Source organism: Burkholderia sp. MSMB1588 (genome assembly GCF_001546925.1).
In the GTDB taxonomy this organism is placed as follows: domain Bacteria; phylum Pseudomonadota; class Gammaproteobacteria; order Burkholderiales; family Burkholderiaceae; genus Burkholderia; species Burkholderia humptydooensis.
Genome location: NZ_CM003770.1, coordinates 687,695 through 701,311, shown reverse-complemented (window position 1 = coordinate 701,311; position 13,617 = coordinate 687,695). Strand labels below are relative to the sequence as shown.

The window sequence follows — 13,617 nt, the reverse complement described above, 5'->3', positions numbered from 1 at the left end:
CCTAACCACCCCTTTGGAGCGGCCTCTTTTTGCCCGATGCCGGGCGGCGACGGCTTGGCCATGAATCGCGATGATGCGAACCGCACGCGCGGCGTCAGCCGCGAAGCGCGCCTTGCGCCGTGCGCGCCGCTCGAATTGACTCCGCATCGGCGCGATGCCGATGCGATCATACGCAGGTGACGATGAGACCCATGAAGTTGCGTTTGCCGACCGTCGCGCGCTTCGCGACGCGCGTGCGGGCGACCGCGCGAATCGCGGCCGTCGTGTGCGCGGCGTTCGCCGCCTGCGCCGCTGCGCCGTCGAGCGCGGTTGCCGCGACGGCGCTCGCGCAATACGGCGAGCCGAAGTATCCGCCGGGCTTCACGCACTTCGACTATGCGGCCCCCGACGCGCCGAACGGCGGCGTGCTGAATTTCGAGAACTACAACGAAGCGCAGAGCTACGATTCGCTGAACCCGTTCCTCGTGCGCGGCTCGCCCGCGCCGGACATCCAGAACCTGATGTTCGACACGCTGATGCAGCGTAGCTGGGACGAGCTCGCCTCCGAATATCCGCTGATCGCGGACAACGTGGACGTCGCGCCCGACCGCGGCTCGGCGACGTTCCACATCAATCCGGCCGCACGCTTCTCGAACGGCGATCCGATCACGGCGGCCGACGTCAAGTATTCGTTCGATACGCTGACGAGCCCGCAGGCGTCGCCGCTCGTCAACGCGCAATTCGCGATCATCAAGCGCGCGACGGTGATCGACCGGCTGACGGTCCGCTTCGATTTCAAGCGCCCCGAGCGCGCGGCGCCGCTGATCGCGGGCGATCTGCCGGTGTTCTCGCCGAAATGGGGGCAGCGGCCGGACGGCACGCGGCCGCCGTTCGACCAGATCGTGAACGTTCCGCCGATCGCAAGCGGCGCGTACCGGATCGAGCAGCGCAAGAACGACAAGCAGATCGTCTATGCGCGCGATCCGCAATACTGGGCGGCCGATCTGCCGGCGCGGCGCGGGATGTTCCGCTTCGCGCGCGTGTCGTTCAAGCTGTACCTCGATCAATACACGATGCTCGAGGCGTTCAAGGCGGGCGACGTCGACGTGCGGATGGAATACAGCTCGACGCAGTGGGCGCGCCGCTACGTCGGCAAGAACTTCCGCAACGGCATGCTGAAGAAGGGCGAGTTCGCGGACGGCCCCGCGCAGATGCAGGGTTTCCTCATCAACATGCGCGAGCCGAAGTTCCGCGACGTGCGCGTGCGTCACGCACTCGCGCTCGCGTTCGACTACGACTGGATGAACCGGATGATGTTCTACGGCCAGTACCGCCGCACGAACAGCTTCTGGGAAGCGAGCCCGTTCGGCGCGTCCGGGTTGCCGAGCGACAAGGAGCGCGCGCTGCTGGAGCCGTTCCGCGCGGAGCTGCCGCCCGAAGTGTTCGGCCCGATGGTCAGGCAGCCGACGACGCTGCCGCCCGGCTCGCTGCGCGCGAACCTGAAGCTGGCGCGTGATCTGCTCGCGCAGGCCGGCTGGCATTATCGCGACGGCGCGCTGCGCGACGCGAGCGGCGCGCCGATGACGATCGAGATCATGGACGACGAGCCCGGCATGGACCGGCTGATCCTGCCGTACATCCAGGCGCTCGGCATGCTCGGCATCCGCGCGTACATGCACGAGATCGACAGCGCGCTGTATCAGAAGCGCCTCGACAACTTCCAGTACGACATGACGACGTTCATCTATCCGCCCGTCACGATTCCCGGCGCGGAGCTCGTGCGCCGCTTCGGCAGCGCGGCGGCGTCAGAAGTCGGCTCCGAGAATTATCCGGGCGTGCGCTCGAAGGCGGTCGACGCGCTGATTCGCGCGGCGCTCGCGGCGGATACGCTCGACGATCTGCAAACGGCGACGCACGCGCTCGACCGCGTGCTGATCAACCTGTACATCCTCGTGCCGCAGTACTACCTGCCGAACGCGCGGATCGCCTACAAGACGACGTACGGGCATCCGTCCGTCATTCCGGCATCCTATCAATACGAGGACTGGATCATCGACTACTGGTTCCGGAAGCAGCCGGCGAGCGGCGCAGCCGCGTCGAAGCCGGGCCCGGCCGCGTAGCGGGGAGCGACGATGCTTGCTTACATAGTCAGACGATTGCTGTTGATGGTGCCGACGCTCGTCGGGGTCGTGACGATCACGTTCGTCGTCACGCAGTTCGTGCCGGGCGGCCCGGTCGAGCAGGTGCTGACGCAACTGCGCCACGGCACCGCGCGCGGCGGCGAGGCGGGCGGCGCGGGCGGCGGCTATCACGGCAGCCAGGGCGTCGATCCGCAGCAGATCGAGCAGATCAAGAAGCAGTTCGGCTTCGACAAGCCGCCGCTCACGCGCTACGCGCTGATGCTCGAGAGCTACGCGACGTTCGATCTCGGTCAGTCGTACTACGCGCATGCGAGCGTGTGGGACGTGATCCGCTCGAAGCTGCCCGTGTCGATCACGCTCGGGCTCTGGACGGTGATCCTCACGTATCTGATCTCGGTGCCGCTCGGCATCGCGAAGGCCGTGCGCAACGGCTCGCGCTTCGATACCGTGACGAGCGTGCTCGTGCTCGCCGGCTACGCGATTCCCGGCTTCGTGCTCGGCGTGCTGCTGCTGATGCTGTTCGGCGGCGGCACGTTCTGGCAGGTGTTTCCGATGCGCGGCCTCACGTCGGACAACTTCGACGAGCTCACCGCGCTCGGCAAGGCGCTCGATTATCTGTGGCACATCGTGCTGCCCGTCACCGCGTCGGTGGTCGGCAATTTCGCGATCGTCACGATCCTGACGAAGAACACGTTCCTCGAAGAGATCGGCCGGCAATACGTGCTGACCGCGCGCGCGAAGGGCGCGCCCGAGCGCGACGTGCTCTGGAAGCACGTGCTGCGCAACGCGGCGATTCCGCTCGTCACCGGCCTGCCCGCCGCGTTCGTCGGTGCGTTCCTGAACGGCAACCTGCTGATCGAGACGCTGTTCTCGCTCGACGGCATGGGGCAACTGTCTTACGACTCGGTGATCCGCCGCGACTATCCGGTCGTGCTCGGCTCGCTGTTCCTGTTCACGCTGATCGGTCTCGTCACCAAACTCATCGCTGACGTCTGCTATGTCCTCGTCGACCCCCGCATCCAATTCCACAGCGTGGACCGCTGATCCCGCGTGCGCCGCGTGCGCGGCGTCGCCGTCGCCGTGGCGGCGCACGTGGCTGCGGTTTCGCAGCCAGCGGCTCGGCTACTGGAGCCTCGTGATCTTCGCCGCGCTGTTCGCGGTCAGCCTGTTCGCCGACGTGCTGTCCAACGATCGCCCGCTCGTCGTCCGCTACGCGGGGCGCTACTATTTTCCGATCGTGAAGGACTACCCGGAGACGCGCTTCGGCGGCGATTTCCCGGCGAAGACGAACTATCTCGATCCGTACATCCGCGCGAAGATCGAATCGAACGGCAATTTCGCGATCTATCCGCCGAACCGCTACCGCTACGACACGATCGATTATTTCGCGTCGCGCCCGTATCCGGCGCCGCCGTCGGCGAGCAACTGGCTCGGCACCGACCAGTTCGGCCGCGACGTGCTGTCGAGGCTGCTGTACGGCTTCAGGCTGTCGGTGCTGATGGCGATCGCGCTGACGGTGTCGGGCGTCGCGATCGGCGTGCTGACGGGCGCGCTGCAGGGCTTCTACGGCGGCCGCACCGATCTGATCGGGCAGCGCCTGATCGAGATCTGGAGCGCGCTGCCCGACTTGTACCTGCTGATCATCTTCGCGGCGATCTTCGAGCCGACGCTGTGGCTGCTGTTCATCCTGCTGTCGATGTTCGGCTGGCTCGTGCTGTCCGATTACGTGCGCGCCGAGTTCCTGCGCAACCGCGCGCTCGACTACGTGAGGGCCGCGCGCACGATGGGGCTCACGAACGGGCAGATCATCTGGCGTCACGTGCTGCCGAACAGCCTGACGCCCGTCATCACGTTCCTGCCGTTCCGGATGAGCGCGGCGATCCTGTCGCTGACGAGCCTCGATTTCCTCGGCCTCGGCGTGCCGCCGCCCACGCCGAGCCTCGGCGAGCTGCTGCAGCAGGGCAAGAACAATCTCGACGCATGGTGGATCTCGATGTCGGCGTTCGCGGCGCTCGTCGTCACGCTGCTGCTGCTCACGTTCATGGGCGACGCGCTGCGCAACGCGCTCGATACGCGCACGCGCGGCTCGGCGTTCGGCGGAGGCCCGCGATGACCCGGCCGCTCCTCGAAATCGATCGCTTCTGCGCGGCGTTCGGCGAGAAGATCGCGGTGCGCGAGCTGAGCCTGTCGATCGCGCGCGGCGAGCGGGTCGCGCTCGTCGGCGAATCGGGTTCGGGCAAGAGCGTCACCGCGCTGTCGATCCTGCGGCTCGTGCAGCACGCGACGCTGTCCGGCCGGATGCTGTTCGACGGCGAAGACCTGTTGACGAAGACCGAGCAGCAGATGCGCGGCATCCGCGGCGCGGACATCGCGATGGTGTTCCAGGAGCCGATGACGGCGCTCAATCCGCTCTACACGATCGGCAAGCAGATCGCCGAGAGCCTGCGGCTGCACGAAGGGCTGCGGCCGGGCGAGGCGCGCGCGCGCGGCATCGAGCTGCTGACGCGCACCGGCATTCCGGAGCCCGAACGAAGGATCGACAGTTTTCCGCATCAGCTATCGGGCGGCCAGCGGCAGCGCGCGATGATCGCGATGGCGCTCGCGTGCCGGCCGCGCCTGCTGCTCGCCGACGAGCCCACGACCGCGCTCGACGTGACGGTGCGCGAGCAGATCGTCGATCTGCTGATCGCGCTGCAGGAGCAGGAGGCGGCGGCGCGCGGCATGGCGGTGCTCCTCATCACGCACGATCTGAACCTCGTGCGGCGCTTCGCGCAGCGCGTCGCCGTGATGGAGCACGGCGTGCTCGTCGAGACGGGCGACACCGGCGCGCTGTTCGCGAATCCGCAGCATCCGTACACGCAGCGGCTGCTCGACAGCGAGCCGCGGCGCGCGATCGAAGCCGTCGCGCCGGCCGCGCGGACGATCCTCGACGTCAGGTCGCTCGCGGTCGATTACCGGATCGCGCCGAAGGGCTGGCGCGCGCTGTTCGGCAAGACGACGTTTCGCGCGGTGCACGATGCGCAGTTCGCGCTGCGCCGCGGCGAGACGATCGGCATCGTCGGCGAATCGGGGTCGGGCAAGTCGACGCTCGCGTCGGCCGTGCTCGGGCTGCAGCGGCCGGCGGCGGGCGGGATCGAGATCGACGGGCGGCCGCTCGATGCGCTGCGCACGGCGCGCGGCCGGCGCGATCTGTACCGGCGAATGCAGGTCGTGTTCCAGGACCCGTTCGGCTCGCTGTCGCCGCGGATGACGATCGAGCAGATCGTCGGCGAGGGGCTTGCCGTGCATCGGCCGGAGATCGCCGGCGAGGCGAGGCGCGCGCGGATCGCCGGGCTGTTGCAGGAAGTCGGTCTGCCGGGCGACGCGATGCTGCGCTATCCGCACGAGTTTTCCGGCGGCCAGCGGCAGCGGATCGCGATCGCGCGCGCGCTCGCGGTCGAGCCGGAGCTGCTCGTGCTCGACGAGCCGACGAGCGCGCTCGACGTGTCGATCCAGAAACAGGTGTTGAATCTGCTGACGAATCTGCAAAAAAAGTACAAACTCAGCTACCTGTTCATCACGCACGACCTGGCGGTGATGCGGGCGATGGCCCATCGGGTGCTCGTGATGAAGGAGGGGCGCGTGGTCGAGGCGGGCGACACGCTGGACGTGCTGGACGCGCCGTCGCATCCGTACACGCGATCGCTGCTTGCGTCTTCGATGATGACGGCGCGGCGCAGCCCGCGGGAGAGGGCAGATGATTGACGAACGCTGGGCGCAGGCCGCCCGACACTTGCGCAGCGACGCCGGATTCTGGTCGCTGCGCGTCGTCGACGAACGGATCGACGAGCATGCGGTGCGCAACGATGTCGCGCAGCCGCTTTCGAGCGCGCGCGATCGCGGCGCGATGCTGATCGCGTGGTCCGGCGCGGGCGCGGGTTACGCGGCGACGGCCGATCTGTCGCCGGCTGGCCTGCAGGCGGCGCTCGACGCGGCCGCCGCGCGCGCGAAGGCGAGCGCGGCGCTGTCGCTGATCGACCATCGCGCCGTTGCGCGGCCGGACGCGAGCGGCGGCTACGTGTCGCCGCATGCGGACGATGCGTTGCCGGCCCGCGCCGAATGGATCGAGCGCCTCGCACGCGAATGCGCGGCGGCGGCCGTCGACGCGCGGATCGTCGAGCGCACCGCCGCCGTGATGCTCGTGCAGACCGACCAGCTCTACATGACGAGCGACGGCGTGCGCATCGAGCAGCGCTTTCGCCACGTGATGCCGCAATTGAGCGTCGTCGCGCACGCGCGCGGCGACACGCAGGTGCGCACGCTCGGCAACGCGGGCACGCTCGCGCAGGGCGGCGTCGACGTGCTCGCGCGCTACGGCTTCGAAGGCGCGGGCGCGCGCGTCGCCGACGAGGCGCTGCAACTGCTCGCCGCGCCGAACTGCCCGACCGGCCGCCGCGATCTGCTGCTGATGCCGGACCAGATGATGCTGCAGATCCACGAATCGATCGGCCATCCGCTCGAGCTCGACCGCATTCTCGGCGACGAGCGCAACTTCGCCGGCTGGAGCTTCGTGAAGCCGGAGATGTTCGGCTCGTACCAGTACGGCTCGCCGCTGCTGAACGTGACGTTCGATCCCGCGCTGCCCGGCGAGGCGGCATCGTATGCGTTCGACGACGACGGCAGCGCCGCGCGCAAACAATACCTGATCCGCGGCGGCGTGCTCGAGCGGCCGCTCGGCGGCGCGCTGTCGCAGGCGCGCGCGGGGTTGCCGGGCGTCGCGAACGCGCGCGCGTCGAGCTGGAACCGGCCGCCGATCGACCGGATGGCGAACCTGAATGTCGAGCCCGGCGCGCACGCGTTCGGCGAGCTCGTCGCGGGCATCGAGCGCGGCATCCTGATGCGCACGAACACGTCGTGGTCGATCGACGACAATCGCAACAAATTCCAGTTCGGCTGCGAGTTCGGACAACTGATCGAGAACGGCGAGCTGACGCAGGTCGTCAAGCGGCCGAACTACCGCGGCATTTCCGCGAGCTTCTGGCGCAGCCTGCGCGCGGTCGGCGACGAGAGCACGTTCGGCGTGCATGGCACGCCGTATTGCGGCAAGGGCGAGCCGGCGCAGATTATCCGTGTCGGCCACGCGTCGCCCGCGTGCGTGTTCGCCGACGTCGACGTGTTCGGAGGCGCGTGATGACCGACTTCGCGAAGCGGGGGCGCGCGGCCCCGATCGATTGGCATGCGCATTTCGCGCGGCTCGCCGACGAGGCCGAGCGGCTGAAGCAGCCGGGCGAGACGGTGCTGCTGTGGTTCGCCGGCGAGACGTCCGATTTCATCCGCTTCAACGCGGGCAGGATTCGCCAGACGGGGCGCGTCGTGCAGGGCAAGCTCGGCGTGCGGCTCGTGGCGGGCGCGCGGCAGGCGTCGTTCACGCAGACGGCGAGCGGCGATCCGGCGACGGACGCGCCCGAGCTCGCCGAAGCGCTCGCGACGCTGCGCGAGAGCCTGCGCGGCGCGCCCGACGATCCGCATCTGTTGTTCGACACGTCGGCGTGGCGGCAATCGGTTCGCCGCAGCGGCCGCCTGCCGGCCCCCGACTCGCTCGCGCACGTCGTCGCCGATGCCGCGCGCGGGCTCGATTTCGTCGGCTTCTACGCGGGCGGCTCGCTCGTGCGCGGCTTCGCGTCGTCGACGGGCAGCCGCGGCTGGTACGAGGTCGAGAATTTCGATTTCCGCTGGTCGCTGTACGACGCGAGCGGCCGCGCGATCAAGACCGTCCACGCGGGCGACGCGTGGAGCGACGCGGCGTTCGCGCACAAGATCGAAGAGGCCGCCGCGCGCTTGCCGGTGCTCGGCCGCGCGCCGAAGGCGCTCGCGCCCGGCCGCTATCGCGCGTATCTCGCGCCGGCCGCGGTGGCCGAGATCGTCGGGCTGCTCGGCTGGGACGGTTTTTCCGCGCGCGCGAACGCGAGCGCGCGCAGCAGCCTGCATCGGCTGCACGCGGGCGAGGCGGCGCTCGATCCGCGCGTGACGATCGCCGAGGATTTTTCGCTGGGCGTGGCGCCCGCGTTCAACGCGGACGGCTATCGGCGCGACAGCGTGCCGCTCGTCGCCGAAGGGCGCAGCGTCGGGCGGCTCGTCAGCGCGCGCACCGCGCGCGAGCACGGCCTGAGCCCGAACGGCGCGGCCGCGGACGAAATGCCGGAGACGCTCGCGCTCGCGGGCGGCGCGCTCGCCGATGCCGACGTGCTCGCGGCGCTCGACACGGGCCTCTACATCGGCAATCTCTGGTATCTGAATTTCTCGGACAAGATGAACGGACGGATCACCGGGATGACGCGCTTCGCGACGTTCTGGGTCGAGCGCGGCAGGATCGTCGCGCCGGTCGATGCGATGCGCTTCGACGACAGCGTGTACCGCCTGCTCGGCGCCGAGCTCGAGCAACTCGGCGCGGCGCCTGAACTGCTGCTGAACGATCAGTCGTGGAGCGAGCGCCCGACGGGCGGCGCGAAGCTGCCGGGCCTGCTTGTCCGGTCGTTCGAGCTGACGCTGTAGGGCGATGGAGCGCGCGATCGCACCGTATCGCCGCTTCGGCTTCGTCGAAGAGGGCCGCTCGCGCGGCTACGCGATCCGCGGCGGCGAAGTGGCGGACGTGCCGCACATGGCGCCGCTTGCCGACGCGCCGCCGTTCGCGTCGCGCTGACGGGGCCGCGCGCATGCCGTCGTTCTTCATCGACCGCCCCGTCTTCGCGTGGATCGTCGCGCTCGCGATCGTCGTCGCGGGCTTGCTCGCGATCCCGCAACTGCCGGTCGCGCAGTATCCGCGCCTCGCGCCGCCGCGGATCGTGATCAACGCGACGTATCCCGGCGCATCGACGGAGACGGTCGACGGCGACGTCGGCAGCATCATCGAGGAGAGCCTCGACGGCGCGGACGGCCTGCTCTATGACGAAACCAGCAGCGACGGCCACGGCGACCTCGAAATCGACGTGACGTTCGCGCCCGGCACCGATCCGGACCTCGCGCTCGTCGACGTGCAGAACCGGCTCAAGCAGGTCGAGCCGCGGCTGCCGCAGCAGGTCGTCCAGCAGGGCATCGGCGTGTTCAAGGCGGCGAACACGTTCCTGATGCTCGTCGCGCTGACGTCGACCGACGGCACGCGCGATTCCGCGCAATTGAGCGACTACCTGAGCCGCTACGTGCTGCGCGAGCTCAAGCGCGCGCCGGGCGTCGGCTCCGCGCAGTTGTGGGACGCCGACGAGGCGCTGCGGATCTGGCTCGATCCGGTGAAGCTGCGCGAGTACGGGCTCGGCGCCGACGACGTGATCGCGGCCGTCGCCGCGCAGAACGCGGCGGTGACGGCGGGCGCGATCGGCGATGCGCCGTTCGCGGCCGGACAGCAGACGAGCGCGGCGGTGATCGTGAAAGGCCAGCTCGCGTCGCCCGCCGAGTTCGGCCAGATCGTGCTGAAGTCGAAGCCGGACGGCTCCGTCGTGCGGCTCGCGGACGTCGCGCGCGTCGAGCTCGGCCGCGACGACTATTCGTTCTCGTCGCGGCTGAACGGCAAGACGGCCGCGACGGTCGGCATCCAGCTCGGCCCGCGCGGCAACGCGCTCGAAACGTCGAACGCGATCCGCGCGCGCCTCGCCGAATTGTCGAAGCGGCTGCCGCCCGGCATCGCGGTCGACATCCCGTTCGACGGCGCGCATTTCGTCCGGATCGCGATCGACGAAGTGGTGCTCACGCTCGTCGAGGCGATCGTCCTCGTGTTCTTCGTGATGTGGCTGTTCCTGCGCGACCTGCGCTGCACGCTCGTGCCGACGATCGTGATTCCCGTCACGCTGATGGGCGCGTTCGTCGCGATGTGGGCGTTCGGGCTGTCGATCAACGTGTTCACGATGTTCGGCCTCGTGCTCGCGATCGGCATTCTGGTCGACGATGCGATCGTCGTCGTCGAGAGCGTGCATCGCGTGATGGAGGAGGAGCGCGTGCCGCCGCGCGAGGCGACGCGCCGCGCGATGAAGCGCATCGTCGGCGCGATCGTCGGCGTGACGGCGGTGCTGACCGCGGTGTTCGTGCCGATGGCGTTCTTTCCGGGCGGCGTCGGCGGGATCTATCGGCAGTTCTCCGTTGCGATGATCGCGTCGATGCTCGTGTCGTCGTTCATGGCGCTGTCGCTCACGCCCGCGCTGTGCGCGAACCTGCTCAAGCCGCTGCCGCCCGGCGGCGCGCCGGCGCGGATCGGGCGGCCGCGCGGCGTGCGCGGGCTCGGCGCGTGGGCCGCGGACCGCTTCGCGGCGGGCTTCGCGCGCGCGTCGGCGGGCTATCGCTCGCTCACCGCGCGCACGGTCGCGCGCATCGGCCCGATGGCCGCGATCTACGCGGTGCTGCTCGCCGGCGGCGCGCTGCTTTACTGGGCGATGCCGAACGGCTTCCTGCCCACCGAGGATCAGGGGCAACTGCAGGTGATGATCCAGCTACCGGCGGGCGCGACGCAGGCGCGCACGATGGCGGTCGTCGAGCGGGTCGAGGCGATCCTGCACGCGCAGCCCGCCGTCGCGAACGTGACGAGCGTGATCGGCTGGAGCTTCGCGGGCAGCGGGCAGAACGTCGCGATGGCGTTCGTCGAGCTGAAGGACTGGGCGCAGCGCGGCATCGACGCCGCCGCGCTGCGCGACCGGCTGAACGGCGCGTTCGCGCGGATTCGCGACGGCGACGTCGATGCGTCGCTGCCGCCGTCGGTGCCCGGCATCGGGCATGCGGACGGCTTCACGCTGCGGCTCGAGGATCGCGGCGGCATCGGCATCGACGCGCTGAAGGCGGCGCGCGAGCGCCTCGCCGATGCGGCGAAGGCCGATCCGGCGCTTGCGTCCGTGCACGCCGAGGATCTGCCGGACGCGCCGCGCGTCGAGCTCGACGTCGACCGCGCGAAGGCGTACGCGTTCGGCGTGCCGTTCGAGCGGATCGCGGGCCTGCTCGGCGGGTTGTTCGGCTCGAACTACGTCGACGATTTTCCGGCGGCGGGGCGGATGCGGCGCGTGATCATCGAGGCGGACGCCGGCGCGCGCAGCTCCGACGATCAGTTGATGGCGCTCGCCGTGCCGAACAGGACGGGCGACATGGTGCCGCTGTCGGCGATCGCGTCGCGGCGCTGGAGCGTCGGGCCCGTCGCGCTGAGCCGCTTCGACGGCTATCCGTCGCTCGATATCGCCGGCCGTCCGGCGAACGGATACAGCCTCGGCGCGGCGATGGCCGACCTGGAGCGGCTCGCCGCGAGCCTGCCGACGGGCGTCGGCTACGACTGGGTGGACGCGGCGCGCGAGGAAACCGTCGCCGCGCGGCAGACGCCGCTCCTGATCGGGCTGTCGGCGCTCGCGGTGTTCATGGCGCTCGCCGCGCTGTACGAGAGCTGGACGATTCCGCTGTCGGTGCTGACCGTCGTGCCGCTCGGCGTGATCGGCGCGGTGGCGGCCGTGCAGTTGCGCGGGATGCCGAACGACGTGTATTTCAAGGTCGCGATGATCACGGTGATCGGGCTGTCGGCGAAGAACGCGATCCTGATCGTGCAGTTCGCGCGCGATCAGCATGCGCGCGGCGTCGCGCTGCGCGAGGCGGTGATCGACGCGGCCGCGGCGCGCTTCAGGCCGATCGTGATGACGTCGATGGCGTTCGTGCTCGGCGTCGTGCCGCTCGTGACCGCGACGGGCGCGGGCGCCGAGAGCCGCCGCTCGATCGGCACGGGCGCGTTCGGCGGCGTGCTCGCCGCGACGCTGTTCGGGCTCGCGTTCGCGCCGATCGCGTTTCAGGCGGTCGCGTCGCTCGGGCGACGGGCCGCCGAGCCGGGGCGCGAGCCGCGCGAGCGTGGCGTCGCGGCGAATGAATGAGCGTGCGGACGCCGGCGGGCGCGCGGCCGCATCACGAGAACAGGACGTACAAGAGTGAAACGACGTCGGTTCCTTCACACGCTCGGCGTGCTGAGCTCGGTGCAAACCGTGAGTGAGGAACCAGTCCTGTCGTTCGTTTCTGCCGCGCGTTCGCCCATCATAACCATCGCAGAATTAATTGGTTTTCGATTCGTCGTCCTGTCCGTATCGTTCAGCGATTCGAACAACAAGTCGACTACGAGGAAAACCACCACATGAAGCAAACGAAGCATCTCGCGGCGCTCGCCGTGCCGGCAGGCCTCCTGCTGTCCGCCGGCGCGCACGCGCAAAGCAGCGTCACGCTGTACGGGATCGTCGATGCGGGCATCGCGTACGTGCACAACGTCCAGGGAACCGACGGCCGCAATCAGTCGTCGCTCTTCAAGTTCAGCAGCGGCAATCTGTCCGGCAGCCGCTGGGGCCTGAAAGGCACCGAGGATCTGGGCGGCGGCCTCGCCGCGCTGTTCCAGCTCGAAAACGGCTTCAATCTCGGCACCGGCGTGCAGAACGGCAATCGCGAGTTCGGCCGCAAGGCGATCGTCGGCCTCGCGAGCAACACGTGGGGCACCATTACGCTCGGCCGCCAGTACGATCCGGTCGTCGACCTCGTGCAAGGGCTCACCGAGGACAACTACTTCGGCGGCGTGTTCGCGACGCCGGGCGATCTCGACAACTACGACAACAGCCTGCGCGTCAGCAACTCGGTGAAGTACACGAGCCCCGTGCTGTCCGGCTTCCAGTTCGAGGCGCTGTACGGTTTCGGCGGCGTCGCGGGCGCGACGGGCAGCGGCCGCACGTACAGCTTCGCGGCGAGCTACGCGAACGGGCCGCTGTCGCTCGGCGCCGGCTACCTGTACGCCGACGGCGGCGCCACCGCGACGAACGGCGTGCGCACTTGGACGGGCAGCTCCGATACGCTGTTCAACACGGTGATCAACCAGGGCTTCGCGAGCGCGAAGTCGGTTCAGATCGTGCGCGTCGGCGGCCAGTATGCGCTCGGCTCGGCGACGTTCGGCCTCGCGTATTCGAACACGCAGTACGGCCGCGATTCGCTGTCGGCGTTCAACGACACCGCGAAATTCAACAGCGGCTCCGCGTTCTTCAACTATCAGTTCTCGCCGGCGCTGCGCGCGGGCGTCGGCTACAACTACACGTCGCTGACCGGGCCGGCTTCCGCGCACTATCACCAGGTGAACCTCGGCGCGGGCTACGCACTGTCGAAGCGCACCGATCTCTATGCGCTGTTCGGCTATCAGAAGGCGAGCGGCCACACGCTCGGCGCGAACGGCTCGGTGATCGACGCGCAGGCGTCCGTCGGCTCGTATGGCGCGAACTCGGGCACCGATTCGCAGGAGCTCGCGATCGTCGGGATTCGGCACAAGTTCTGATCCGGCTCGCGCGGTGTGCGATTCGCGATGTTCGATTCGCGGCGTGCGGTTCGCGAAGCGCGACGCGACGATCGCGCGGGCGGCCGCCCGCCGCACGCGCCCTCGCATCGCGGATTTCCCCGTCCGCATCAAGGTTTCCCTCAGCGCCCGCGATTGTTTCTATACTTCATACGATTGCGCCGTAAAAGAACGGAGCGCGCGGCCGACGCG

At 69.3% G+C, this 13,617-nt stretch carries 8 protein-coding genes and 1 pseudogene; all 9 read left to right on the top strand.

Features of this window, described 5'->3' with window-relative positions; all coding sequences use genetic code 11:
- Positions 1 to 191 precede the first annotated feature (191 nt).
- The 9 genes and pseudogenes from WS92_RS02935 (at position 192) to WS92_RS02890 (ending at position 13,407) form a co-directional block, all read left to right on the top strand.
- On the top strand, positions 192 to 2,099 hold the full coding sequence (locus WS92_RS02935; protein ID WP_015603594.1) for an extracellular solute-binding protein: 1,908 nt from the start codon (positions 192 to 194) through the stop codon (positions 2,097 to 2,099).
- A 12-nt stretch (positions 2,100 to 2,111) separates the two neighbouring features.
- The gene (locus WS92_RS02930; RefSeq protein WP_015603386.1) at positions 2,112 to 3,164 is read left to right on the top strand and encodes a microcin C ABC transporter permease YejB; all 1,053 of its coding nucleotides are present in this window, start codon (positions 2,112 to 2,114) and stop codon (positions 3,162 to 3,164) included.
- Complete coding sequence (locus WS92_RS02925) at positions 3,118 to 4,233, top strand: ABC transporter permease (protein ID WP_059934504.1); 1,116 nt, start codon at positions 3,118 to 3,120, stop codon at positions 4,231 to 4,233. The genes WS92_RS02930 and WS92_RS02925 overlap by 47 nt, the downstream gene beginning before the upstream one ends.
- Positions 4,230 to 5,864, top strand: a complete 1,635-nt coding sequence (locus tag WS92_RS02920; protein ID WP_006028306.1) for an ABC transporter ATP-binding protein — start codon at positions 4,230 to 4,232, stop codon at positions 5,862 to 5,864. The genes WS92_RS02925 and WS92_RS02920 overlap by 4 nt, the downstream gene beginning before the upstream one ends.
- Positions 5,857 to 7,290 carry a TldD/PmbA family protein gene (locus tag WS92_RS02915; protein ID WP_009917052.1) on the top strand — a complete coding sequence of 478 codons (1,434 nt, stop codon included), beginning with the start codon at positions 5,857 to 5,859 and terminating at the stop codon, positions 7,288 to 7,290. Before WS92_RS02920 ends, WS92_RS02915 begins: the two co-directional genes overlap by 8 nt.
- Positions 7,290 to 8,651: a metallopeptidase TldD-related protein gene (locus WS92_RS02910; RefSeq protein WP_015603667.1), complete on the top strand. Its 1,362-nt coding sequence runs from the start codon at positions 7,290 to 7,292 to the stop codon at positions 8,649 to 8,651. The genes WS92_RS02915 and WS92_RS02910 overlap by 1 nt, the downstream gene beginning before the upstream one ends.
- A gap of 10 nt (positions 8,652 to 8,661) precedes the next feature.
- A pseudogene (locus WS92_RS02905) lies at positions 8,662 to 8,799 on the top strand (GNAT family acetyltransferase); the annotation flags it as partial.
- Positions 8,800 to 8,812: 13 nt separating this feature from the next.
- Positions 8,813 to 11,980: a multidrug efflux RND transporter permease subunit gene (locus tag WS92_RS02900; RefSeq protein ID WP_059934502.1), complete on the top strand. Its 3,168-nt coding sequence runs from the start codon at positions 8,813 to 8,815 to the stop codon at positions 11,978 to 11,980.
- Positions 11,981 to 12,234: 254 nt separating this feature from the next.
- A complete protein-coding gene (locus WS92_RS02890) occupies positions 12,235 to 13,407 on the top strand; it encodes a porin (RefSeq protein WP_059934501.1) in 1,173 nt (390 codons plus the stop codon).
- Positions 13,408 to 13,617: the final 210 nt, after the last annotated feature.

Coding starts and splice junctions, on each gene's coding strand:
- WS92_RS02910 (WP_015603667.1), top strand. CDS start 7,290: ATGACCGACTTCGCGAAGCGGGGGCGCGCGGCCCCGATCGATTGGCAT.
- WS92_RS02925 (WP_059934504.1), top strand. CDS start 3,118: ATGTCCTCGTCGACCCCCGCATCCAATTCCACAGCGTGGACCGCTGAT.
- WS92_RS02915 (WP_009917052.1), top strand. CDS start 5,857: ATGATTGACGAACGCTGGGCGCAGGCCGCCCGACACTTGCGCAGCGAC.
- WS92_RS02900 (WP_059934502.1), top strand. CDS start 8,813: ATGCCGTCGTTCTTCATCGACCGCCCCGTCTTCGCGTGGATCGTCGCG.
- WS92_RS02890 (WP_059934501.1), top strand. CDS start 12,235: ATGAAGCAAACGAAGCATCTCGCGGCGCTCGCCGTGCCGGCAGGCCTC.
- WS92_RS02930 (WP_015603386.1), top strand. CDS start 2,112: ATGCTTGCTTACATAGTCAGACGATTGCTGTTGATGGTGCCGACGCTC.
- WS92_RS02935 (WP_015603594.1), top strand. CDS start 192: ATGAAGTTGCGTTTGCCGACCGTCGCGCGCTTCGCGACGCGCGTGCGG.
- WS92_RS02920 (WP_006028306.1), top strand. CDS start 4,230: ATGACCCGGCCGCTCCTCGAAATCGATCGCTTCTGCGCGGCGTTCGGC.